Origin of the sequence: Anaeromyxobacter oryzisoli (assembly GCF_022690765.1) — a bacterium.
GTDB classification, from domain to species: domain Bacteria; phylum Myxococcota; class Myxococcia; order Myxococcales; family Anaeromyxobacteraceae; genus Anaeromyxobacter; species Anaeromyxobacter oryzisoli.
The window spans coordinates 1-22935 of record NZ_JALCZA010000075.1; the positions used below are offsets into that span (position 1 = coordinate 1).

Here is a 22935-nt window from a genome sequence, read left to right on the forward strand (position 1 = left end):
CTCGTCGAGGAGCCATGCGAGCCCCGCCCGCAGCGCCGCGCCGTCGAGCGGCTGGTAGGCCGCGGCGACCGCGCCCCGCGCCACCAGGGCGACGCGCGCCTCGGCCTGGAGCCGCGTGAGGGTCACCACCCGCCGGGAGCGGCGCCGGGGCCGGGGCCGCCGGCGAGGAGGATCGCGAGCGCGAGGAGCACCATGGACCCCATTGTAGTCACCCGAGCTTTTCGTCGCGGCAGGTTCCGCGCGCGTCCCCTCCGTGGCGGTCCGCGATTGACGGATCGCCCCGGAGCGTTACGTTTCCCCGCGTGCCCGAGCGCGACCTGTACGAGATCCTGGGCGTCCCCCGGACCGCCTCCGCCGACGAGCTGAAGCGCGCGTATCGCAAGCTCGCGAAGAAGTACCACCCCGACGTGAACCCCGGGAACAAGGCGGCGGAGGAGAAGTTCAAGGAGGTCACCGCCGCCTTCGAGGTCCTGTCCGACGACCGGCGCCGGAAGCTGTACGACGAGTTCGGCGCCGACTCGCTCCGCTCGGGCTTCGACGAGAAGCGCGCCGAGGAGTACCGGCGCTGGCGCAGCCAGGGGGCGCCGCAGGGCGGGATGCCCTTCGACTTCGGCGACTACTCCACCGTGAACGTCGGCGACTTCGGCGCCTTCGACTTCGGCTCGATCTTCGGGGAGATCTTCGGGGGGCGCGCCCGCGGCGCGGCCCGCGCGCGGCGCGGGCCCATCCCGGCGCAGGGCGTCCACACCGAGGCCGAGATCTCCGTGGACCTGCGCGACGCCGTGGCCGGCGGCGAGCGCGACGTCCGGATCGACGGGCGCACGCTGCGCGTGAAGATCCCCGCGGGCGTGGACGATGGGTCGCAGATCCGCCTCGCGGGCCAGGGCGGGCGCGGCCAGCACGGCGGCCCCGCGGGAGACCTCTACCTCACCATCCGGATCCGCGAGCACCCGCTCGTCCGCCGGCAGGGACGGGATCTCTACCTCGACCTCCCCGTCACCGTCCCCGAGGCGGTCCGCGGCGCGGAGGTGCGGCTGCCGACGTTCGAGGGGCCGGTGGTGCTCCGGGTGCCGGAGGGCGCCCAGAGCGGGATGCAGCTCCGGCTCCGCGGGAAGGGGATCCCGGATCTCAAGGGTGGCCCGCGGGGCGACCTGTACGCGGTCGTGCAGGTGGTCCTCCCACCCGGGGGACCGGCGCTCGAGAAGGCGGTGAAGCCGCTCGCCGATCTGTACAAGGGCGATCCGCGGGCAAGCATCTCGTTGTAGATAAAGTCCCCCGGCGCGCCACGGCCGGAGAGGAGCGGAGCTCGGGATGGGACTGTTCGGGCTGTTCGGGCTGTTCGGGTCGAGGGACGAGCGGGAGGCGAACCACCTCCGCAAGCTCGCGAAGAAGCTCACCGAGAAGTACGGCCCGCCCGAGAACCGGCAGAAGGTCATCGAACAGCTCGGCGGGATGGGCACCCCCGGGGCGCTCTCGACGCTGTGCCTCCGGTTCACCGTCCGCACCGAGCCCGGCATCACCGACGACGAGGAGAAGGAGGCCGCCCGCCGACTGCTCGTGGACGCGGGCGACGCCGCGATCGGCCCGCTCGAGGGGTTCATCCGCGAGCGTGAGAGCGGGATCGCGTGGGGGCTGCGCGCGCTCGCCGAGATCGCCCCGCCCGCCAAGGTGGTCGCGGTCGTCACGAAGGAGCTCGCGCGGCTCGCGCGCGGCTACACCCGCGATCCCGAGAAGAAGCTCGTCCTCCTCGCCTGGCTGGAGCAGCACCACCCCGACGCGCGCTCCGCGGAGGTCGAGGCCGCGCTGCTCCCGCTCCTCGAGGACTTCTCGGACGACGTCCGGATCGGCGCGGCCCGCGCGCTCGCCGGGCTCGGCCCGTCCGAGTCCGGGCGCGCGGCGCTGATCCAGCTCCTGCTGCGCGACCGCGACAACGCCCGGGTCCGCGGGGAGGTCCTCGAGGCGCTCGTCCGCCTCGGGGCCGACGTGAAGGGGTTTCGCCCCAGCGTCGAGCCCCTCCTCATCGAGCCGTACTTCCTCGACCGCGAGGGGCACGTGAAGAAGCGGGCGTGATCGCGCGCGCCGCCCCGGATCCCCGCGCTACACTCCGGCCGTGAACGGCTCCCCGGACCCGCACCCGGCGCAGGACCAGGCCGCCGCCGGCTCGCCCGCCCCGCCCGCCCGCGGCGGCCTGCTCGGCCGCTGGTTCGCGCCGGTGAAGGTGACGCGCGACGCCGACCGCACGCTGCGCGACCTCGCGGCGCGCGGGAGCCTCGTCTTCGTGATGCGGTCGCCGGGGCTCCTCAACTTCCTCTACCTGAGGTGGTTCCTCCGCCGGGCCGGGCTCCCGCCGCTCCGCGCCGCCCAGGGCTTCCCGGGGCCGTTCGGGTGGCTCGCCCGCGTCCGCCGCACCCGCCGCGCCTTCGAGGAGGCGGTCGGCTCCGGCCAGTCCACGCTCGTGTTCCTGGGGCGCGGCCCCGCGGAGAAGGATCCGTTCGCGGCCCTCGTACGGCTCCAGCGCGGGCTGTTCCAGCCGGTCTACCTGGTCCCGGTGCTGCTCGTGTGGAGCCGGCGGGCCCAGAAGCTCAAGCCGTCGGTGTGGGACGTGCTCTTCGGCTCGCCCGAGGCGCCGAACGCCTTCGCGAACGCCGTCGCGTTCCTGCGGAGCTTCCGGCGGGCGTTCTTCGACGTCGGGCGCGCCGCGGACCTGAAGGCGTTCCTCGTCGATCATGCCGCCGAGGCCGACGCCTCGATGGCCCGCAAGCTCCGCGGCGCCCTCCACCAGCACCTGGCCCGCGAGTTCCGCACCGCGGTGGGGCCGCCCCTCAAGGCCCCGTCGCGCGTGCGCGAGAAGGTGCTGCGCGACCGGTCGCTGCGCGCCGCGCTCGACCAGGTCTGCCGCGACGAGCACCGCGCGCCGGCGGCGGCGCTCGCCGAGGCGGAGCGCGACCTGAAGGAGATCGCCAGCCGCTACGATCCGACGTTCGTGCAGCTCCTCCGGCCGCTGCTCGCGCGGCTCTTCGGCCGCCTCTACACGAGCGTGGAGGTGGACGAGGAGGGGCTCGCGCGCGTGAAGCGGGCCGCGGCGGACGCGCCGATCGTCCTCTGCCCGAGCCACAAGAGCCACGTGGACTACCTCGTCCTGCCGTGGCTCCTCTACGAGAACGGCATGACCCCGCCGCACGTGGCGGCCGGGATCAACCTCGCCTTCTGGCCGTTCGGGCCGCTCGCCCGCAAGGGCGGCGCGTTCTTCATCCGGCGCAAGGTGAAGGGCGACCGCGTCTACACCGCCGTCCTCCGCGCCTACGTGAAGCACCTCCTGCGCGACCGCTTCCCGCAGGAGTTCTACGTGGAGGGCGGCCGGAGCCGGACCGGCAAGCTGCTCCCCCCGAAGACCGGGCTCGTCTCGATGGAGGTCGACGCGTGGCTCGACGGGGCCGCGGACGACGTCGTGTTCGTCCCGATCGCCATCGACTACGAGCGGCTCATCGAGGCGTCGAGCTACGCCCGCGAGCTCGCGGGCGCCGAGAAGGAGAAGGAGAGCCTGCGCGGGCTCCTCGGCGCCGCGAAGGTGCTCTTCCGCCGGTACGAGCGGATGTACGTACAGTTCGAGGAGCCGATCTCGCTCGACCGGGTCGTGCGGGAGCGGCTCGGCGCGCGCGGGGGCTCGCTCCCGGTGGACGCCGCGTGGGGCGGCGAGGCGGAGCGCTCCTCGACGGCGCTCCTCGCGCCCGGCTCGCGGGACGCGCCGGCCGAGGCGAAGCGCCAGCTCGTCCAGGCGCTCGCGAACCGGATCGCGTACGGGATCAGCCGGGCGGTGACCATCACCCCGGTCGGGCTCGTCGCGGCCGCCCTGCTCTCCCACGTCCGGCGCGGGATCGGCGCGGCGGAGGTGGGGCGCCGGGTGGAGCTGCTCCGCTACGCGGCCGCCGAGGGGGGCGCGCGCTTCGCGCGCGACCTCGCGGGGGCGCCGTCGGACCCGCGGCAGCCAGGCGCCATCGCCGACGCGGTCCGCCGCCTGGCTGCCGGCGGCTTCGTGCGCGTGGAGGTCGCGGCGGGCGACACCATCTACCAGGTGGTGGACGAGAAGCGCCCGTTCCTCGACTACCACCGGAACGCCGTGATCCACCGCTTCGTCGCGCCGGCGCTGGTCGCCGCGGCGGTCCGCGCGGCGGGCGAGGCCGGCGCGCCGCGCGACGCGATCCGCGACCGCGCGAAGTGGCTCTCGCGCCTGTTCAAGCTCGAGTTCATGTACCGGGTCGGCGCCACCCATGAGGAGATCTTCGACGAGAACGTCGCGTTCCTCGTCCAGGTGGGGGCGGTCGCGCCGGACGCGGACCGCGACGGGTTGCGCCCGGGCGCGGCCCCCGACCTGCTCGCCTTCCTCGCCGAGTTCGTCCGCGCCTATCTCGAGGCCTACCGCCTGGCCGCCGTCACCGCCGCCACGCTCCTCGGGCCAGACGCGCCGCGGCAGCGGGGCGGCGTCGATCGCCGGGCGCTCGTCCGCGAGGCCCTCGAGCGCGGGCGCGGCGCCTTCCTCTCGGGCCAGATCGCGCTCCGCGAATCGCTCTCCAAGGCCACCCTGGACAACGCCGTGGAGTGGATGGTTGGACAGGGGATTTTGGCGGAGCGAGCGGGCAAGCTCCACCTGCGGTGCGAGGGCGATGTCGCGGAACTCCGCGGCATCATGGACGGAATCGCTCCGCTTCTTGCTGTGTGAGATTGCTGCCGCCCCTTCCCCACGCCCCCCGCGCCGCGCTAATCTCGCCGCTCCCGCGCAGCACCGTGTGCTGCTCCAGTCGCGAGCCGCACCCGCGCTATCCGTCTCAGCAGATCGTCACCCACGGAGGCTGAACGCATGTCGAACCGCATTCTGCACAAGGGTCTCAAGGCGAAGGTGATGACCGCCGAAGAGGCCGCCGCGATGATCCCCAACGGCGCCATCCTCGGGATGTCCGGCTTCACCGGCGCCGGCTACCCGAAGGCCGTGCCGATCGCCCTCGCGAAGCGCGCCATCGAGGAGCGCATGAGGGGCAAGCCCTTCAAGGTCCAGGCGCTCACCGGCGCGTCCACCGGCCCCGAGCTGGATCAGGCGATGGGGCTCACGGAGGCGATCAGCTTCCGCTTCCCGTACCAGGGTGACGCGGTGCTCCGCGAGAAGATCAACGCGGGCATCGTCGAGTACCAGGACATGCACCTCAGCCACGCCGGCTCGCTGGTCCGGTACGGCTACTACGGCAAGATGGACTACGCCATCATCGAGGTGACGAAGATCCGCGAGGACGGCTCGCTCGTCTTCAGCTCCTCGGTCGGCGCGAACACCGCCTACTTCGACGTCGCCGAGAAGTACATCCTCGAGGTGAACGAGTGGCAGGACGAGCGGCTCGAGGGGATGCACGACGTCTACGGCGTCACCGGGCGCCACGGTGAGCGCACGCCCATCCCGATCGTGAAGGCCGACGATCGCATCGGCTCGCCTTATCTGAAGATCGACGTCAACAAGGTCGCCGCGGTGGTCGTCACGAACAACGCCGACCGCAACGCGCCCTTCAAGGCCCCGGCCGAAGTGCACATGAAGATCGCGGGGCACATCCTCGACTTCTTCGACGCCGAGGTGAAGGCGGGCCGGATGCCGAAGAGCCTCCTCCCGCTCCAGTCGGGCGTGGGGAACATCGCGAACGCGGTGCTCGTCGGCCTGAACCAGGGCCCGTTCGAGAACATGACGAGCTACACCGAGGTGATCCAGGACGGCATGCTGGACCTCCTCGACTCCGGCAAGCTCAAGGTCGCGTCGGCGACGGCGTTCTCGGTCTCCCCGGACGGCCAGGTCCGCTTCAACAAGAACATCGAGCGGTACCGGAAGCAGATCATCCTCCGGCCCCAGGACGTGTCGAACCACCCGGAGGTCATCCGCCGCATCGGCTGCATCGCGATGAACGGGTTCGTCGAGGCCGACATCTACGGCCACGTGAACTCGACGCACATCGCGGGCAAGGGGATCGAGAACGGCATCGGCGGGTCGGCCGACTTCGCCCGCAACGCGGCGTACACGATCTTCATGTCCCCGGCGACCGCCAAGGACGGGAAGATCTCGGCGATCGTCCCGTTCGCGTCGCACATCGACCACACCGAGCACGACACGATGGGCATCGTGACCGAGTACGGCTTCGCCGACCTCCGGGGCAAGAGCCCGAAGCAGCGCGCCAAGGAGATCATCGAGAAGGCCGCCGCGCCCGAGTACCGCCCGCTCCTGTGGGACTACTTCAAGCGCGCGTACGCTCACCCGAGCGCCGGCCGGCAGTCGCCGCACATCTTCGAGGAGGCGTTCGGGTTCCACACGCGGTACCTCAAGACCGGGGACATGCGGCCGAAGGGCTAGCCACGCTCCGCGCACCCGAGGTCCAAGGCGGCCGCCCTCCGGGGCGGCCGTTTTTTGTTTGCAGGCGGGCGGCCGGCGCGCGCTTATGCTCCGCACATGCACGAGCTGGACTTGAAGAAGGCGATGGACACCGCGCGGCGCGCCGCCGAGGCCGCGACCGCGGCGAGCCTCGCCCACTTCCGGCGCGGCGTCCGCGTCGAGGTGAAGCCGGACCGGACCCCCGTCACGCAGGCGGATCGCGACGCCGAGGCGGCGATCCACGCGGTGATCCGGGAGGCGTTCCCGGATCACGCCTTCCTCGGCGAGGAGACCGGCGCCCACGCCGGCGCCGGCGGGAGCCGCACCCGCTGGATCGTGGACCCCATCGACGGGACGAAGGGCTTCACCCGCGGGCGCGGCTTCTGGGGCCCGCTCGTGGGCTGCGAGCACGAGGGGCGGATCGTGGCGGGCGCCATGGCGCTCCCGGCGCTCGGCGAGGTCTACTGGGCGGCGCGCGGGCTGGGCTGCTGGCTGCGCACGGGGGACGGCGCGCCCACGCGCTGCCACGTCTCGGGGATCTCCAACTGGGCCGACGCGACCCTCTCCTACGGCGAGCCGCACGTCCTCTTCCGGCCGCCGATGCTGGAGCGGATCGCCGCCCTCGCCCTCGCCGCGCAGGCCGCGCGCTGCTACGGCGACCTGGCCGGCTGCGCCCTGGTGATCAAGGGGCAGGCGGAGGCGTGGGTCGAGGCCGGCGTCCAGCTCTGGGATCTCGGCCCGCTCCCGGTGCTCGTCGAGGAGGCGGGGGGCCGGTTCACGGGGCTCGAGGGGGAGACCACCCTCGGCTCCGGGAGCTGCGTGGCGTCGAACGGGGAGGTCCACGAGCACGTGCTCGGGATCCTCGCCGGGCGCTGATGGGCAGGTGTCCGGCCGCCGCGCCGCGGCCGGGCAATCACCCCTGCTGCACGCGCCGGAACAGATCCACGACCGCGCCCGGGCGCCCGGCGACGCGGGCCCGCCCGCGCGCCCACTCCCGCAGCGCCTTGATCTGCTCCTCGTAGGTCTTGAAGAGCGGCACCACGTCCTGCGCGACGCGGCGGAGATCCGCCGTGTCGAGCTCGCGCCGCTGCGCGTAGGCCCGGTGGAGCGCCCCGACGACCACCTGCTCCAGCTCCGCGCCGGAGTAGTCGAGGCAGAGCTCCGCGATCGACGGGACGTCCACCGCGCCCGGGTCCCGCCCGCGCCGCCGGAGGTGCAGCGCGAGGATCTCCCGGCGCGCCTCGAGGTCGGGCAGGTCCACGAAGAACAGCTCGTCGAACCGGCCGCGCCGGAGCAGCTCCGGCGGGAGCCGCGAGACGTCGTTGGCCGTCGCGACCACGAAGACCGGCCCGCGCCGCTCCTGGAGCCAGGTCGAGAACGCGCCGAGCACGCGCGCGGCCCGGGGATCGCCGCCCTCCGACGGGGCGCTCCCCGCAAAGCCCTTCTCGATCTCGTCCACCCAGAGCGCCACCGGCGCCAGGGCCTCCGCCGCCTCGAGGGCGCGGGCGAGCCCCTCCTCCGCGCCGGCCCGCGCGCCGAGGACGCGCGGCAGGTCGAGGCGCAGGATGGGGACGGCGAGCCGGGCGGCGGCGGCCTTGGCGGCGAGGGACTTCCCGCAGCCCTGCACGCCGACGAGCAGCACGCCGCGCGGCGGCGGCAGCCCGTAGCGCGACGCGTCCGGGTCGAACGCCAGGGCCCGCTCCTCCATCCACGCCTTGAACGACGCGAGGCCGCCGAGGTCCTCCGGCCGCTCCGGCGCGTCCACGAGCTCGAGCCCGAGATCCGACGCGAGGAGCCGCTTCTTCTCGGCCGCGATGGCGCCGATGGCGTCGGGGCCCAGCGCCGGGTCGCGCCGCAGCGCCCGGGTGAACGCGCGGCGCGCCTGGGTCTCGGTGAGGCCGCGCGCCGCCACGAGCGCCCGGTGGCGGACCACGGCGGAGAGCGGCGCCGGCCGGGCCGGGTGCGCCAGCCCCGTCTGGACCACCTCGAGCAGCGCGGCCAGCTCCGCGTCGTCCGGGAGCGGCAGGCGGATCACCGCGACGTCGCCGTGCAGGCCGTCCGGGATCGCGACCCGCGGCGCGACGATCGCGAGGCAGCGCCCCTCGGCCGCGAGCCGCGGGACGAGATCGCGGAGCCTGCGCGCGACCGCCGGGGCCTCGAGCGCGAGGTGGAGGTCGAGGGCGACGGCGAGGAACGGCGCCGGAGCGCGGGCGAGCGCGTCGAGCAGCGCCAGCGGGTCCTTCGCCGACGGCGCCTGCGGATCGAGCCCCCGCTGCGACGACCAGACGCCGACGCGGGCGTCGAACGCCGCCGCGGCCGCCTCGCACGCGGCCACGGCGCGGTCCTCCTCCGGGGTGACGACGTAGACGATCGGCGTCCCGGCCGACCAGAGCTCGGCGATCTCGGCGGAGACGTTCATCGGGTGATCTCCACGGTGCGTGCCGCCTCGCGCCGCCGCCCTGAGCCTGTCGAAGGGCCGCGGGGCCCCACCCCTGCTACGCGGGGCCCGTGATCGCGCGCGGCGGCCTCCGCCGCCTCGCGCGCGATCCCCGCGCCGAGGGGCTCCGCCCCTCCCCCGCTGCGCGGGGCCCCCTCCTCCTCCACGGTTCGTGCCGCCTCGCGCCGCCGTCCACGCTCCGCCCTCACGGCGTGCCCTCCACGTCGGCGGTGGCGCGCATCGCCTCCTCGAACGAGGTGACCCCGGCCGCGACCTTCCGGACCGCGTGCTCGCGGAGCGACCGGAGCCCGTCCTGGCGCGCCGTCCGCTGCAGCACCTCGGGGGTGGCCCCCTCGGCCACCAGGTGACGGAGGCGCGCGTTCACCGGGAGCACCTCGAAGATGCCGCTGCGCCCGTAGTAGCCGGTGTGTCGGCACTTCGGGCACCCCTGACCGCGGCGGGCGAGGAGCTCGCCCGCGTGGTCCTCGGGGTGCGGGACGCCGAGCGCGGCGACCTCGTCCGCGGTGAGCGGCACGTCCGCGGCGCAGGCCGGACAGACCTGCCGGACGAGCCGCTGCGCCACCACGCCGGTGAGCGTCGCGGCGACGAGGAAGCTCGGGACCCCGAGGTCGCGGAGGCGGGCGACGGCGCTCACCGAGTCGCTCGTGTGGAGCGTCGTGAGCACCATGTGCCCGGTGAGCGCGGCCTGGACCGCCTGGGTGGCCGTCTCGCCGTCGCGGATCTCGCCGACCATGATGACGTCGGGATCCTGGCGGAGGACGTGCCGGAGCGCCTCGGCGAAGCTCGTCCCGGTCTTCGGGTTCGCCGCGATCTGGTTGAACTCCTCGTGCACCATCTCGATCGGGTCCTCGATGGTCACCACGTTCACCTCCGGCGAGGTGAGCGCCTGCAGCGCCGAGTAGAGCGTGGTGGTCTTGCCCGAGCCGGTCGGCCCCGTCACCACCACCAGGCCGTGCGGCCGCATCAGCCAGCGCTCGAACGCGTCCCGCTCGTCGGGGAGGAAGCCGAGCTCGGACAGGTCGCGGACGAGCACGGTCGGGTCGAGGACCCGGATCACGATCTTGTCGCCGAAGGCGGTGGGGATCGTCGAGACGCGCAGCTCCATCTCGGCGTCGCCGCGGGCGGTGCGGATGCGCCCGTCCTGCGGCCGCTTGGCCGCGATGTCCAGCCGGCTCATGATCTTGAACCGGTTGGCGATGGCGCCGTGCACGGTCTTGGGGATGCGGTGGACCGGGTGGAGCACGCCGTCGATCCGCATGCGGATGATCGACTCCTCCCGGCGCGGCTCGATGTGGATGTCGCTCGCGCGCTGCTCGAATGCGTAGTGCAGGAGGTACTCCACCGCGGCGACCACCGGCTCCGACGACGCCTCGAGCGCGTCGATCCCGGAGAGGTTCACGAACTGCTCGAGGTTCGCGGTGTCGGGCCCCGCGGCGCCGCCCTCGAGCTGGACCTTCGCCTCGGAGATCTGCTGCCGGAAGCCGTACACCTCCGCGATGGCGCGGTGGATGTCCGACGGCGACGCGAGGACCGGCTCGATCTCGGCGCCGGTGAGCCCGCGGAGGTTCTCGAACAGCTCCCGGTCGAACGGGTTCGCCGCGGCGACCACCAGGGCGCCGTTTCGACGCTCGAGGGGGAGCACCGCGTGCCGGCGCGCGAACGGGCGCGACAGCGTGCGCGTGATGAGCTGCGCGTCGAGCTTCAGCGGGTCGATCTTGCGGTAGGCGAGCCCGACGCCCGCCGCGACGGCGTGGGTGGCCTTGTCCTCGTCCACCCGCTCCCCTTCGCGGCGCGGGTCCGGGAACTCGAAGGACGCGAGCACCTCGACCGGCGAGACCTCCGCCCTTCGCAGGGACCGGCCGCCGTCGCGGCTCGCGGAGTCGCGGAGGATCCGGGCGCGCTGCGCGCCCTCGCGGGCGAGCGCGGTGCGCCTCGCGTCCTCGGTGAGGAGGCCCTCGCGGGCGAGGAGGCTTGCGACGAACTCGAGGGTGTAGTCGGTGGCGCGATAGGTCCTGGGCACGGCACGCGGAGTCTACTCCCCCGGGAGGCGGGCAAGAAGCCGCGCGCCCGGCGCACGGTGTGGGTGGATCGGCGCGCCGTTCGCCCTCCGCCTCCGCGCCTCCGCCGGCGGCGCCACGCTCGAGCCGAACGGCTCCGTTCGCCCTGAGTCCTTCGACTCCGCTGTCTGCGGCAGCGCCGCTCAGGACAGGCTCCGGCGCGCGCAGCGCGCCGGAGTCGAAGGGCGAGCAGCGCAGACGCGTCGATCCGCACCCTTCACCGACCGAGCGCGGCGGCGCGCTCCCCCGCCGGCGGCACGGCGCCGCGGAGGATCTCGGCGGCCTCGGCCTGGAGCGCGGTCCGCGACAGGTTCACCGAGGCGATGACGAGGACCGCCATCGCGGCGAGCATCGCGACGCCGAAGGCGAACGTCGCGAGCGGGAACCCCGGCGGCACCGACCAGAGCCCCTGCGCGAGCCAGGCGAGCGAGGTGACCACGAACGCGAACAGCGCGCCGTAGTTGAGGAGCAGCGCGCGGGAGTAGAGCCCGTGGCGCCGATCGAGGACCTCGATCTGCGAGCGGACGAGCGCGCGACGGGCCGTGTCCGCCGGCAGCTCGCGCCACTCGCGGGCGAGCTCGCGGAGCCGCGCGGACATCCGGGCCGCCTGGTTGTCGAGCCCGAGGGCGATGAGGCCGCAGGCGGAGACCATCACCGCGGGCGTGACGGCGGCGCCGATCTGCTGGATCGCGTTCATGGCGCCGATCTAACGCCCGCCGGCGCGGGAGGCCGGGCGCCGCCGCGAAGGTCCCGCCGGGCGCCCTACCGCTTGCGCGCCTTCTCGCGCGCCGCGGCCCGCCGGCGCGCGGCCGGGCGGTGCGCCGGCAGCGCGGCCCCCTCGACGCCGGCGGGGCTCCCCCGCAGCCGATCGCGCTCGCGGTCGTACAGCTTGATCGCCTCCCGGAGCACCTCGAGCGCCGGCGACCGCCCCTGGGGCGCCGACACCAGCACCTTCTTGTTCTCGAGCTTCTTGTAGTCCTGGAAGAACCGCTGCAGCTCGCGGAGCCGATGCGGGGCGATCTCCGACACGTCCGAGTAGTCGGCGTAGCTCGGGTCGTCCGCGTGGACGGCGATGAGCTTGTCGTCCTCGCCCTTGTCGTCCCGCATCGGCATCACGCCGATCACCTTCGCCCGCATGATCGCGAGCGGCTGGATCGGCTCCTGGCAGAGGACGAGGATGTCGAGCGGATCGCCGTCGTCGCAGTACGTCCGCGGGACGAAGCCGTAGTTGGCCGGGTAGTGGACCGCCGAGAAGAGGATCCGGTCCACGAGCAGGAGCCCCGTCGTCTTGTCCAGCTCGTACTTCACCTTGGAGCCGGTGGGGATCTCGATGATCGCCGGGATCGGGTCCTCCATGTACCGGGGCAGCTCGACGTCGTGCCAGGGGTTCGTCGCCACGCGTGTCCTCTCGAGTCCGTCGGAGCGGGGCCGCTCGGGCCGCCGGCTAGATGCCGGCGCCGTGGGCGAATTGCAGCTCGCTGGCCTCGGCCTGGGTGACGCGGCTGCCGGGCGGGACGCTCCGCATCAGCCACACGTTCCCGCCGACGGACGAGCCCTTCCCGATGGTGATCCGGCCGAGGATGGTCGCGCCGGCGTAGATCACGACGTCGTCCTCGACGATCGGATGCCGATCGATCCCCTTGATGGGGTTCCCGTTCTGATCGAGCGGGAAGCTCTTCGCGCCGAGGGTGACGCCTTGGTAGATGCGGACGTTCTTGCCGATGATCGACGTCTCCCCGACGACGACGCCGGTCCCGTGGTCGATGAAGAGCTTCTCGCCGATCCGCGCGCCGGGGTGGATGTCGATCCCGGTGAGCGTGTGCGCGTGCTCGGTGATGATCCGCGGGATGAGCGGCACGCCGAGGACGTGCAGCTCGTGGGCGATCCGCTGGTTCGTCACCGCGAACATCCCCGGGTAGGCGAAGATCGCCTCGTCGCGGCTCTTCAGGGCGGGGTCGCCCTCGTACGCGGCCTCCACGTCGGAGTGGACGAGGCGGCGGACCTCCGGGAGCTTCGCGAGGAACGCCTTCGTCACCGCCTCCGCGGCCTCGAAGCAGTGCGTGCAGCTGTACACGTCGTGCCGCTCGGTGAAGGCCAGGCCGCGCCGCACCTGCTGCTCGAGGGAGCGCATGGCGCGGGCGAGGGTCGCGCCGACGAAGTAGTGCAGGCTCTCGTCGTTCAGGTCGTTCGTGCCGAAGTAGCCCGGGAAGAGCACCGCGCGGAGATCCTCGACGATCCGGATGACCGCCTCGCGCGACGGGAGCGTCACCCGCCCCCCCGCCCCGGAGAGCGTGCCCGTCGGCCCGCGGCAGAGCGCCTCGACCACCGGCGCGAGCGCGACCTGATCGACCGCTGGCACCCTCTTCGCGTCGCTCACTTCTGATCCTCCCAGAGCCAGGTGGACAGGTACCGCTCGCCCGTGTCCGGCACCACCGCCACGATGAGCTTCCCCTCGTTCTCGCGCCGGCGCGCGACCTCGCGCGCCGCCCAGATCACGCCGCCGTCGGACATGCCGGAGAGGATCCCCTCCTCGCGGCACAGCCGCCTCGCCATCGCCCCGGCGTCCTCGTTCGACACCGTCACGATCTCGTCGATGACGCTCCGGTCCAGGACCTTCGGGACGAAGCCGGGGCCCCAGCCCTGGATCTTGTGCGGGCCGGGCTTGCCGCCCGAGAGCACCGCCGAGTCCTTCGGCTCCGCGGCGACGATGCGCACCCCCGGCTTCCGCGACTTGAGCACCTGGCCCACGCCGGTCACGGTGCCGCCGGTGCCGGTGGCGCACACGACGATGTCCACCTTGCCGTCCGTGTCGCGCCAGATCTCCTCGGCGGTGGTCTTCCGGTGGATCTCCGGGTTCGCCGGGTTCTCGAACTGCTGGAGCAGCAGGTACCGCTCGTCCCGCGCCGCCATGTCCTCGGCGCGCTTCACGGCGCCCTGCATGCCCTCGGCCCCGGGGGTGAGGATGAGCTCCGCGCCGAACGCGGCGAGCAGCTTGCGGCGCTCGACGCTCATCGTCTCCGGCATGAGGAGCACCAGCTTGTACCCCTTCGCCGCCGCGGTGAAGGCGAGGCCGATGCCGGTGTTCCCGGAGGTCGGCTCGAGCAGGATGGTGTCCTTCCGGATCTTCCCGTCCCGCTCCGCCGCCTCGATCATCGAGACGCCGATCCGATCCTTCACGCTGCCGGCGGGGTTCGCGCTCTCGAGCTTCGCCGCGACCGTGGCCTTCGCCCCGTCGAGCACGCGGTTGAGCCGCACGAGGGGGGTGTTTCCGATGAGCTTCGTGATGTCGTCCGCGATCCGCATGGGGCCTCCCGGCCGTGAGACTATCAGATGCGGGACCGATTAAGTCCACGATCGCCGGTTCGCTACGCGGAGTTCGCGTCGTCCTCCGCGAGCGCGGCGTCGATCTCCGCCTCCGTCGCCAGCGCGGCCGCCTCCTCCCCGTCCGCCGGCTCCGCCGCCGCTCCGCCGCCCGCCCCGTCCGGGGCCGACGCGCCCGCCTCGGGACGGTGGAAGAACGCGTGCACCGCCGCCGCCTGCTTCGGCCCGAAGCCCTCCACCTCCGCGAGCTCCTCGACCGTCGCCTCCTTGACGCGCTTCAGCGCGCCGAAGTGGCGCAGGAGCGTCTTCTTCCGCCCCGCGCCGATGCCCGGGATCTCCTCGAGCACGCTCTGGAAGTTCCGCTCGCGGCGGAGCTTGCGATGGAAGGTGATCGCGAAGCGGTGCGCCTCGTCGCGGAGGCGCGCGAGCAGGAACAGCTCGGCCGAGTTCTGCCGGAGGACCACGGGATCCTTCCGCCCGGGCAGGAAGACGCGCTCCGGGCTGCGGGCGAGCTCGGACACGAACCCCTTCTCGGCGGCGTCCGCGGCGTCGGCGAGCCGCCCGGCTGCGCCCTCGCCGCCGGCCGGCCGGCGGCCTCGCCGCCCGATCACGCGCGTGGTGCCGAGCGCGGCCGCGTCGAGGAGCCGGCTCTTGGCGAGGCCGCACAGCTCGACGAACGGCGCGCCCACGTTGCCCGGCGACGGCCGGGTGGGGACGCCGAGGTCCTTGGCGGCGGCGAGGGCCGCGTTGAGCTGCCCCTTGCCGCCGTCGATGACGATCAGGTCCGGGAACTGCCCCTCGGCCATCGCCCGCCGGAGCCGCCGCGTGACGACCTCGTACAGCATCGCGAAGTCGTCCTGGCCGGCCACGCCCTTGACCTTGTACCGGCGGTAGTTCGCCTTGTCCGGCTCGCCGTCCTTCATCGAGACGCCCGAGCCGACCGCGAGCGCCCCCTGGAACGTCGAGATGTCGTAGCACTCCATCCAGCGCGGGGGGTGCGCGAGGTGGAGCGCGCGCACGAGCGCGGCCAGGGCCTGCTCGCGCCGCTCGTCCTTCTCCTGCCAGGACCGGAAGCTCTGCTCGGCGTTCCGGGCGGCGACGTCGAGGAGATCGGCCTTGGCGCCGCGCTGAGGGGTGAGGAGCCGCACCCGGCGGGAGCGCCGCTCCGAGAGGACGTCGGCGAGGGCGTCGGCCTCGGTGGGCTCGATGGGGACGAGCACCTCGTCCGGCGCCGGGGTCTGCTCGTAGTAGAGCGAGAGGAACGAGGAGAGGATCTCGGCCTCCGGGAACTCCTGCCCGCGGAACGGGTAGCTCTGCGAGTCCTGGAGCTTGCCGGCGCGCATGGCGAGCACCTGGACCACGAGGTCCGGCCCCTCGCGGTAGAGCCCGATCACGTCCCGGTCGGCCCGGTCGCTCATGAGGACCCGCTGCTTCTCGAGGCTCCGCTCCACCGCCTGGACCTGGTCGCGCAGCCGCGCCGCGTCCTCGAACCGGAGCGCCTCCGCCGCCTGCTCCATGCGCGCCCGGAGCCGGGGGACGAGCTCGCTCTCGCGCCCCTCGAGGAACTCGACCGCGTCCTCGACCGAGCGCTGGTACTCCTCCCGCGGCACGTCGTACACGCACGGTCCGGGGCAGCGGTGGATCTGGTACAGGATGCAGGGCCGGCGCCGGTGCGCGAAGACGTGATCCGAGCAGGTGCGGAGCTGGAAGTACCGGTTCACCAGGCGGAGCGTCTCGCGGATCGACGAGGCCGAGGAGTACGGCCCGAAGTAGCGCGCGTCCGGCCGCCGGGGCTCGCGCGCGCGGCGGACCTCGAGCCGCGGGTACGGATGCCGCCCGTCGAGGCGGAGGACGATGAAGTCCTTGTCGTCCCGGAGCCGGACGTTGAACCGCGGCCGGTACCGCTTGATGAGCTCGTTCTCGAGGAGGACCGCCTCCTTCTCGGAGCGGGTGACGATCACCTCGAGGTCGCCGAGGAGGTCGTCGAGCAGCGCGACGAACGCGCGATCGTCCCCGCGGCTTGCGTCGAAGTACGAGCGGACCCGCGAGCGCAGGCTCGAGGCCTTGCCGACGTAGACGACCTCGCCGGCCCGGTCCTTCATGAGGTAGCAGCCGGGCTCCGGCGGGAGCGCGTCGAGCTTCTGGCGGAGGGCGTCGTCCATCCCGGCGGTAGGACTTAGCCCGAAACGGCCTGCGATTCACCCCCTGCGAGGAGGGGCGCGGCCCAGCGGCGGACGGCCGGCCCTCAGCGCCGGCGCCGGCGCTGCTGCGGACGGCGAGCGCCGCGCAGCTTCCCCATCGCCGCCGCGTTCGCCACCGCCCCGCTCCCGAGGACGCCCTTCATCCCGGCCGCCTTGGCCGGGAGCCCGAGCTGGACGTCCTTCAGGGCCAGGATCCGGTCGCGGAGCTCCGCCGCCTTCTCGAAGTCGAGCGCCCGCGCGGCCTCCTTCATGTCCGCCTCCAGCGCGGCGAGGATCTCCGGCAGGCGCGCGGGGTCGTAGTCCGCCCCCTCCTCGGCGGCCATGGGCACCGTCAGGTAGTCCGCCTCGACCGCCGCCATCTGCAGGTCGCTGATGTTCCGCTTCACCGTCTGCGGGGTGATCCCGTGCTCGGCGTTGTAGCGGCGCTGGATCTCGCGGCGACGGTCGGTCTCGTCGAGCGCCTGGCGCATCGAGTCGGTCACGTGGTCGGCGTAGAGGATCACCCGGCCGTGCACGTTGCGCGCGGCGCGGCCGATGGTCTGGATGAGCGACACGGCGGACCGGAGGAACCCCTCCTTGTCCGCGTCGAGCACGCCGACGAGCGACACCTCGGGGATGTCGAGCCCCTCGCGGAGCAGGTTGATGCCGATGAGGACGTCGAACACTCCCCTGCGCAGGTCGCGGATGAGGGCGCTCCGCTCGAGCGTCTCGATGTCGGAGTGCAGGTAGCGGCACCGGACGCCGACGTCGGTGAAGTACTCGGTGAGGTCCTCCGCCATCCGCTTGGTGAGCGTGGTCACCAGGACCCGCTCGCCGGCCTCGGCCCGCTTGCGGACCTCGCCGAGGAGATCGTCCACCTGCGAGCCCACCGGCCGGACCTCCACCTCCGGGTCGGTGAGCCCGGTCGGGCGGATGATCTGCTCGACCACCACGCCCTGCGCCTGCTGGAGCTCGTACTCGGCGGGGGTGGCGGACACGTAGATCGCCTGGCCCACGATCCGCTCGAACTCCTCGAACTTGAGCGGCCGGTTGTCGAGCGCCGACGGGAGCCGGAAGCCGTACTCGACGAGCGTCTCCTTGCGCGAGCGATCGCCGCGGTACATCGCGCCGATCTGCGGCACCGTCTGGTGCGACTCGTCGATGACGAGGAGGAAGTCCTTCGGGAAGTAGTCGAGGAGGCACGGCGGCGGATCGCCCGCCTTCCTACCGGAGAGCCACCGGGAGTAGTTCTCGACGCCCGGGCACACCCCCATCTGCTCGAGCATCTCGAGGTCGAACATCGTCCGCTGCTCGAGCCGCTGCGCCTCGAGGAGCTTGTTCGCGGCGCGGAGCTCCCCGAGCCGCTCCCGGAGCTCCTCCCGGATCCCCGTCATGGCGCGGGCGCGCGTCTCCGGCGCGGACACGTAGTGGCTGTTCGGGAAGATCGCGACCTTGTCGAGCTCCGCGAGGGTGAGGCCGCGGAGCGGGTCGAACTCGTGGATCGACTCGACCGTGTCGCCGAAGAACTCGATCCGGACGGCGCGATCCTCCTCGTACGGCGGGAACACCTCGATGGTGTCGCCGCGGACCCGGAAGGTGCCGCGGTGGAAGTCGAGGTCGTTCCGCTCGTACTGGATGTCGATGAGGGAGCGGATGAAGCGGTCGCGCAGGAACTCCTGCCCCCGCTCGATCTGCTGCAGGAGGCCGTAGTACGCCTCGGCGGTGCCCAGGCCGTAGATGCAGGACACCGACGCGACGATGAGCACGTCGTTCCGGGTGAGGAGCGCGTGCGTCGCCGCGTGGCGCATCCGGTCGATCTCGTCGTTGATGGACGAGTCCTTCTCGATGTAGGTATCCGTGGACGGGACGTAGGCCTCCGGCTGGTAGTAGTCGTAGTAGCTGACGAAGTAGTGGACCGCGGCGGACGGGAAGAGCTCCTTGAACTCTCCGTAGAGCTGGGCCGCGAGCGTCTTGTTGTGCGCGATGACCAGGGTCGGCCGCTTCACGTCCGCGACCACGTTCGCGATCGTGAAGGTCTTCCCCGAGCCCGTGACGCCGAGGAGCACCTGGTGCCGGTCGCGGCGCCGGAGCCCCTCGGCCAGCTCGGCGATGGCGCGCGGCTGATCGCCGGTGGGCTGGAACGCGCTCTGGAGGTCGAAGGCCATCGGGGGACGATTGTAGCGGCGCGGCGCGATCCGTTCACGGCTCCCGCCCGCCCCCTCTCCCGCGCGCCGGCCGCCCGCCCGGCCGCGACCGGAGTAGGATTCGCCGCCGGGAGGTCCGCCTTGCACCGATCGATCCGCGCCGCCGTCGTCTGCCTCGCCTCGTTCGCGCTCGCCGCCTGCGGCGCCGCGACGACCTGCCTCACCGGCGAGACCGCCTGCGGCGGCGTCTGCGTGGACCTCCAGTCCGACGCCTCGCACTGCGGCGCGTGCGGCGTCTCCTGCGGGCTCGGCACCTGCTCGGCGGGCGCGTGCGTCTGCGACCCGGGCGCGACGGAGTGCTCCGGCACGACGCGGTGCGTGAATCTGCGCAGCGACGCGGCGAACTGCGGAGGGTGCGGGAAGACCTGCTCCGAGCAGGAGATCTGCTCGAACGGCGTGTGCGCGTGCTCCCCCGGCGCGACCCGGGCATGCAGCAACAACACCGTCTGCCAGACCCCGCACCCGAACGGGCTCGGGCAGACCTACTACGACTGCCTGCCGCTCGACTCGCTCACGGTCGACGAGGCCCGGCTCGCCGCCGCCGCGTGGGCGCCGGACGGCCAGCCCTTCGAGTCCGGACTCCAGTGCGGAAATTGCCTGTGCCGGACGAACGGGACGGCGCTCACGGCCACGAAGGCGGCCATCTGGTGCTACGGGGGCAGCAACGCGCCGGGGCACGTGAAGGTGACGGACGCCGCCAACTGCTTCACGGCCGCCTGCCCGTCCCCCGGCGATGCGGCCTGGCGCTAGCCCCCTGATTCACCCTCGACTTTTTCACTACGCCCGACTACTTTCACGCCCGGCTCGCCAAAGGAATGGCCGGGTCCGGCGGGACAGTTCGTCCCGGCCGTTTACAAGAAGGAAGTGCGCAGATGGCGAGTGGTACCGTGAAGTGGTTCAATGACGCGAAGGGCTTTGGCTTCATCTCCCAGGACGGCGGCGGCGAGGACGTGTTCGTCCACCACACCGCGATCCAGACCGAGGGCTTCCGCTCCCTGCAGGAGGGGCAGCGGGTCGAGTTCGAGGTGAAGAAGGGCCCGAAGGGGCTCCAGGCGGCGAACGTCCGCCCGGTGTAACGGGCGCTTTCTCCGCGTCGTTCGGGCCCGGCCGAAAGGCCGGGCCTTTGCGTTCCAGATCCCTGGACCCTCACCGGAGGAAGATCATGGCTTTCAATCCCGGAGCAACGAAGCGGCAGAAGGAGGCGGCCCGCCGCGAGTACCGGCAGAAGAAGGGCGAGAAGAAGGAGCTGCGGAAGCGCGAGAAGGCCGAGCGCTCCAAGACGCCGGTGGCCCCCGGCGTGGATCCGGACATCGCCGGCATCATCCCCGGCCCGCAGCCGAAGCTCGACGACGAGTGATGCCGCCGACGCGGCACCGCCCTCCCGGGCGGGCCGCGCGCCGTCATTCCTGTCTCACTCCACCTTCCAGGTCGTCCCCTGCGGCCCGTCCATGAGGGCGACGCCCTGGGCGAGGAGCGCGTCGCGGATCGCGTCCGACCGCGCGAAGTCCCTGGCCGCCCGCGCCGCGGCGCGTTCCGCGATGCGCGCCTCCACCGCCGCCGGATCGATCCCGCGCCGGGCGGCCGCCTTCCCGCGGATGGCGAGGAGCGCCTCCGCCGGGTGCCGCTGCAGGATCCCGAGCGTGCGCCCGACCTCCCGCGCGTCGCGGGCGAAGGCGGCGAGCTCCGCCCGGTCGTCCTGCGTCTTCTTCCCCTTCCGATCGGCGATCGCGTTCGCGGCGGTGAACGCCTCGGCGAGCAGCCCCAGCACCTGCGGGGTGTTGAGATCGTCGTCGAGCGCGGCGCGGGCCCGCTCCACCAGCGCGCCGCCGCGCCCGGCGGGCGACGCGCCGGCGCCGAGCCGGTCGGCCTTGTCGAGGGTCTCGTAGAGCGAGCCCAGCCGGCGCTCCGCCTCGGCCAGGACCGGATCCGAGAAGTTGAAGTCCCGCCGGTAGTGCGTGCCGAGGAGGAAGAGCCGGAGCCCCTCCGGGTCGAACTTCGCGAGCACGTCGCGCACCGTGAAGAAGTTGCCGAGCGACTTCGACATCTTCTCGTCGTCGATCTGGACGAAGCCGTTGTGCATCCAGTACCGCGCGAAGCACTCCGCGTGGACGCCGTCGCCCGTCGCGGCGACCGACTGCGCGATCTCGTTGGTGTGGTGCGGGAACACGAGATCCTTGCCCCCGGCGTGCAGGTCGATGGTCGGGCCGAGGTGCTTCAGCGTCATCGCCGAGCACTCGATGTGCCACCCGGGCCGCCCCTTCCCCCACGGTGACTCCCAGGCCGGCTCGCCGGGCTTCGCCGCCTTCCAGAGCGCGAAGTCGAGGGGGTCCCGCTTCGCCTCGCCCGGCTCGACCCGCGCCCCGGCTATCAGGTCGTCCAGGTTCCGCTTCGAGAGCCGGCCGTACTCCGGGAACTTCCGGACGGAGTAGTAGACGTCGCCGTTGCCGGGGGCGTAGGCGAAGCCCTTCGCGACGAGCGTCTCGATGAGGGCCACGATCTCCGGGACGTGCTCGGAGACCCGCGGCTGCACGTCGGGGCGGAGGTTCCCGAGCGCGTCCATGTCCTCGAGGAACGCCTCGGCGAACCGCGCCGCGAGGGCGATGGGATCCTCCCCGCGCTCGTTCGCCCGGCGGATGATCTTGTCGTCCACGTCCGTGAAGTTCCGGACGAACTTCACCTCGAGCCCGTGGGCGCGGAGGTGCCGGACCGCGACGTCCCACACCACGTAGCACCGGGCGTGGCCGAGGTGCGCGTAGTCGTAGACCGTCGGGCCGCAGACGTAGACCCGGAGCTTGCCGGGCTCGAGCGGCACGAGCTCCCGGCGGGTGTTGGTGAGGGTGTCGTGGATCTGGATGCTCATCGCGTCGCCTTCGTTCGCGGAAGGTGCCTTCAGCGGGAGAGGAGGTGCCGCAGCAGCGCGCGGAGGTTCACGGCCGCCACGAGGAGGAGGATCGCCGCGCCGAGGACGGGCGGCCAGCGCGTCCGGGGCCGCTCGCCGTCGCGCAGGACGAGCCAGCGCTCGCCGAGCGCCGCGCCGCCGCGGGCCCGCATGGCGGCGACGACCTCGCCGTAGTCCGCGCGCGCCGCGGCGGGGAGGAGCCGGCCCTCGAACACCGGCGGGCCGCCGCGCCCCGGCCGGTCCACGAGCAGGTTCGTCCCGGCGAGGCGCCCCACGGTGCGGACCGCACCGCTGCGGGTCTCGGTGACCGAGACGGCGTCCACGAGCTCGCCCCGGATCTGGGCGAGCCGGTTCTCCCGCGCCGCCTCGAGCCGGTAGGCCCCCGGGCCGCCGAGGTCGATGGCCGCGCCCGGCGCGAAGAAGTACGCGACGTCGGCCCGGAGCAGGGCGAGGAGCCAGCCGGCGGCGGCGAGCACCACCGCCGCGAGCACCGGCGAGCGGCGCAGGAGCGGCGACTCGCGGCGCCGCGGCGGCAGGGGCGCAGGCCCCGCCGACGCCGGCTCGCCCGCGAAGAACGCGTCCTCGGTGCGGCGCGGCCCGGTCACCGCGCCGTCCTCACGAGCAGCGCGGTCGCGTGCGCCGCGATGCCCTCCTCGCGCCCGACGAACCCCATCCCCTCGCCCGTCGTCGCCTTCACGTTGACCTGCGCGGGCGAGATCCCGAGGGCCTCCGCGAGCCGCGCCCGCATCTCCTCCGCGCGCGGCGCCACCTTCGGCCGGCGCGCGGCGAGGGTGACGTCGCAGTTCCCGACGCTCCAGCCGCGCTCGGACGCCTTGCGCGCGATCTCCCGCAGCAGCGCGAGCGACGAGACGCCCTTCCAGCGCGGGTCGGTGTCCGGGAAGTGGCGCCCGAGATCGCCGAGGCCGGCCGCGCCGAGGATCGCGTCCCCGATGGCGTGGGCGCACACGTCGGCGTCGGAGTGGCCGAGGAGGCCGTCCCCCTCGAACTCGACCCCGCCGAGCACCAGCCGCCGGCCGGGGGCGAAGCGGTGCGTGTCGTAGCCGACCCCCACGGCCACGGGGGCCTCGAGGATGGCCCGGGCGCGCGCCACGTCCTCCGGGCCGGTGATCTTGAAGTTGCCCGTCTCGCCGGGGACGAGCGTCACCGGCGCGCCCATCCGCTCGACGAGCGCGCACTCGTCGGTCGCGGCGCTCGCGCCCGTCCCGGCGGCCGCGTAGGCGGCGAGGAGCAGCTCGCGCCGGAAGCCCTGGGGCGTCTGCGCGAGCCACAGCGTGCGGCGATCCAGCGTCTCGGCGACGCGCGGCGGCGTGGTGCCCGCCGCGCGCTTCACCGTGTCGGTCGCCGGGAGCGCCGCGAGCGCGGCGCCGTCCCGGGCGGCCGCCTCCGCCACGCGGGCCGCCA

19 protein-coding genes are annotated in these 22935 nt (G+C 73.3%); 8 read left to right on the plus strand and 11 right to left on the minus strand.

Translation table 11 applies throughout. The features are described from left to right. The first annotated feature begins 302 nt into the window (after nucleotides 1–302). The 5 genes from MNZ27_RS18575 (at nucleotide 303) to MNZ27_RS18595 (ending at nucleotide 7270) form a co-directional block, all read left to right on the plus strand. Nucleotides 303–1265 carry a DnaJ C-terminal domain-containing protein gene (locus MNZ27_RS18575; RefSeq protein WP_242395590.1) on the plus strand — a complete coding sequence of 321 codons (963 nt, stop codon included), beginning with the start codon at nucleotides 303–305 and terminating at the stop codon, nucleotides 1263–1265. 46 nt (nucleotides 1266–1311) lie between these two features. Next, on the plus strand, nucleotides 1312–2070 hold the full coding sequence (locus MNZ27_RS18580) for a HEAT repeat domain-containing protein (RefSeq protein ID WP_242395591.1): 759 nt from the start codon (nucleotides 1312–1314) through the stop codon (nucleotides 2068–2070). A 40-nt stretch (nucleotides 2071–2110) separates the two neighbouring features. After that, nucleotides 2111–4717 (plus strand): 1-acyl-sn-glycerol-3-phosphate acyltransferase, encoded by a 2607-nt coding sequence (locus tag MNZ27_RS18585; RefSeq protein ID WP_242395592.1) that lies wholly within the window; start codon nucleotides 2111–2113, stop codon nucleotides 4715–4717. Nucleotides 4718–4855: 138 nt separating this feature from the next. Continuing rightward, nucleotides 4856–6376, plus strand: coding sequence for an acetyl-CoA hydrolase/transferase family protein (locus MNZ27_RS18590; RefSeq protein WP_242395593.1), 1521 nt, complete (start codon nucleotides 4856–4858; stop codon nucleotides 6374–6376). 96 nt (nucleotides 6377–6472) lie between these two features. Further along, nucleotides 6473–7270: an inositol monophosphatase family protein gene (locus MNZ27_RS18595; protein WP_242395594.1), complete on the plus strand. Its 798-nt coding sequence runs from the start codon at nucleotides 6473–6475 to the stop codon at nucleotides 7268–7270. Between the two features lie 37 nt (nucleotides 7271–7307). On the opposite strand, the gene MNZ27_RS18600 is transcribed toward MNZ27_RS18595, so the two are convergent. The 8 genes from MNZ27_RS18600 to uvrB all read right to left on the minus strand — a co-directional run bounded on the left by MNZ27_RS18600 (nucleotide 7308) and on the right by uvrB (nucleotide 18575). Next, nucleotides 7308–8813: an AAA family ATPase gene (locus tag MNZ27_RS18600; protein WP_242395595.1), complete on the minus strand. Its 1506-nt coding sequence runs from the start codon at nucleotides 8811–8813 to the stop codon at nucleotides 7308–7310. A 223-nt stretch (nucleotides 8814–9036) separates the two neighbouring features. After that, entirely contained in the window at nucleotides 9037–10872 is a 1836-nt protein-coding gene (locus MNZ27_RS24085) for a GspE/PulE family protein (RefSeq protein WP_242395596.1), read from the minus strand. A gap of 254 nt (nucleotides 10873–11126) precedes the next feature. After that, nucleotides 11127–11606 (minus strand): DUF2721 domain-containing protein, encoded by a 480-nt coding sequence (locus MNZ27_RS18610; RefSeq protein WP_242395597.1) that lies wholly within the window; start codon nucleotides 11604–11606, stop codon nucleotides 11127–11129. 65 nt (nucleotides 11607–11671) lie between these two features. Further along, nucleotides 11672–12307 carry an inorganic diphosphatase gene (locus MNZ27_RS18615; RefSeq protein WP_242395598.1) on the minus strand — a complete coding sequence of 212 codons (636 nt, stop codon included), beginning with the start codon at nucleotides 12305–12307 and terminating at the stop codon, nucleotides 11672–11674. Nucleotides 12308–12353: 46 nt separating this feature from the next. Then, a complete protein-coding gene (gene epsC, locus MNZ27_RS24090) occupies nucleotides 12354–13286 on the minus strand; it encodes a serine O-acetyltransferase EpsC (protein WP_242395599.1) in 933 nt (310 codons plus the stop codon). After that, nucleotides 13283–14212: a cysteine synthase A gene (cysK, locus tag MNZ27_RS18625; RefSeq protein WP_242395600.1), complete on the minus strand. Its 930-nt coding sequence runs from the start codon at nucleotides 14210–14212 to the stop codon at nucleotides 13283–13285. The genes epsC and cysK overlap by 4 nt, the downstream gene beginning before the upstream one ends. Nucleotides 14213–14274: 62 nt before the next feature. Further along, a complete protein-coding gene (gene uvrC, locus MNZ27_RS18630) occupies nucleotides 14275–16392 on the minus strand; it encodes an excinuclease ABC subunit UvrC (protein ID WP_242395601.1) in 2118 nt (705 codons plus the stop codon). 83 nt (nucleotides 16393–16475) lie between these two features. Beyond that, a complete protein-coding gene (gene uvrB, locus MNZ27_RS18635) occupies nucleotides 16476–18575 on the minus strand; it encodes an excinuclease ABC subunit UvrB (protein ID WP_242395602.1) in 2100 nt (699 codons plus the stop codon). A gap of 120 nt (nucleotides 18576–18695) precedes the next feature. On the opposite strand from uvrB, the gene MNZ27_RS18640 reads away from it, so the two are divergent. From MNZ27_RS18640 to MNZ27_RS18650, 3 genes are all read left to right on the plus strand, one after another. Further along, complete coding sequence (locus MNZ27_RS18640) at nucleotides 18696–19364, plus strand: hypothetical protein (protein WP_242395603.1); 669 nt, start codon at nucleotides 18696–18698, stop codon at nucleotides 19362–19364. Nucleotides 19365–19486: 122 nt separating this feature from the next. Next, on the plus strand, nucleotides 19487–19690 hold the full coding sequence (locus tag MNZ27_RS18645) for a cold-shock protein (protein WP_242395604.1): 204 nt from the start codon (nucleotides 19487–19489) through the stop codon (nucleotides 19688–19690). An 86-nt stretch (nucleotides 19691–19776) separates the two neighbouring features. Further along, complete coding sequence (locus MNZ27_RS18650; protein ID WP_242395605.1) at nucleotides 19777–19971, plus strand: hypothetical protein; 195 nt, start codon at nucleotides 19777–19779, stop codon at nucleotides 19969–19971. Nucleotides 19972–20025: 54 nt separating this feature from the next. Here the strand turns inward: MNZ27_RS18650 and cysS are convergent, their stop codons facing one another. From cysS to ispF, 3 genes are all read right to left on the minus strand, one after another. Next, nucleotides 20026–21474, minus strand: coding sequence for a cysteine--tRNA ligase (gene cysS, locus MNZ27_RS18655; protein ID WP_242395606.1), 1449 nt, complete (start codon nucleotides 21472–21474; stop codon nucleotides 20026–20028). A 29-nt stretch (nucleotides 21475–21503) separates the two neighbouring features. After that, on the minus strand, nucleotides 21504–22118 hold the full coding sequence (locus MNZ27_RS18660) for a hypothetical protein (RefSeq protein ID WP_242395607.1): 615 nt from the start codon (nucleotides 22116–22118) through the stop codon (nucleotides 21504–21506). After that, the coding region (gene ispF, locus MNZ27_RS18665; RefSeq protein WP_242395608.1) for a 2-C-methyl-D-erythritol 2,4-cyclodiphosphate synthase at nucleotides 22115–22935 on the minus strand (821 nt) is incomplete at its 5' end. The genes ispF and MNZ27_RS18660, both read right to left, overlap by 4 nt.

What these genes read in the sequence shown, in the direction of transcription:
- cysK (WP_242395600.1), bottom strand. Translation starts at nt 14,212, where the DNA reads ATGCGGATCGCGGACGACATCACGAAGCTCATCGGAAACACCCCCCTC.
- cysS (WP_242395606.1), bottom strand. Translation starts at nt 21,474, where the DNA reads ATGAGCATCCAGATCCACGACACCCTCACCAACACCCGCCGGGAGCTC.
- MNZ27_RS18650 (WP_242395605.1), top strand. Translation starts at nt 19,777, where the DNA reads ATGGCTTTCAATCCCGGAGCAACGAAGCGGCAGAAGGAGGCGGCCCGC.
- MNZ27_RS18590 (WP_242395593.1), top strand. Translation starts at nt 4,856, where the DNA reads ATGTCGAACCGCATTCTGCACAAGGGTCTCAAGGCGAAGGTGATGACC.
- uvrB (WP_242395602.1), bottom strand. Translation starts at nt 18,575, where the DNA reads ATGGCCTTCGACCTCCAGAGCGCGTTCCAGCCCACCGGCGATCAGCCG.
- MNZ27_RS18580 (WP_242395591.1), top strand. Translation starts at nt 1,312, where the DNA reads ATGGGACTGTTCGGGCTGTTCGGGCTGTTCGGGTCGAGGGACGAGCGG.
- uvrC (WP_242395601.1), bottom strand. Translation starts at nt 16,392, where the DNA reads ATGGACGACGCCCTCCGCCAGAAGCTCGACGCGCTCCCGCCGGAGCCC.
- MNZ27_RS18645 (WP_242395604.1), top strand. Translation starts at nt 19,487, where the DNA reads ATGGCGAGTGGTACCGTGAAGTGGTTCAATGACGCGAAGGGCTTTGGC.
- MNZ27_RS18595 (WP_242395594.1), top strand. Translation starts at nt 6,473, where the DNA reads ATGCACGAGCTGGACTTGAAGAAGGCGATGGACACCGCGCGGCGCGCC.
- MNZ27_RS18600 (WP_242395595.1), bottom strand. Translation starts at nt 8,813, where the DNA reads ATGAACGTCTCCGCCGAGATCGCCGAGCTCTGGTCGGCCGGGACGCCG.
- MNZ27_RS18610 (WP_242395597.1), bottom strand. Translation starts at nt 11,606, where the DNA reads ATGAACGCGATCCAGCAGATCGGCGCCGCCGTCACGCCCGCGGTGATG.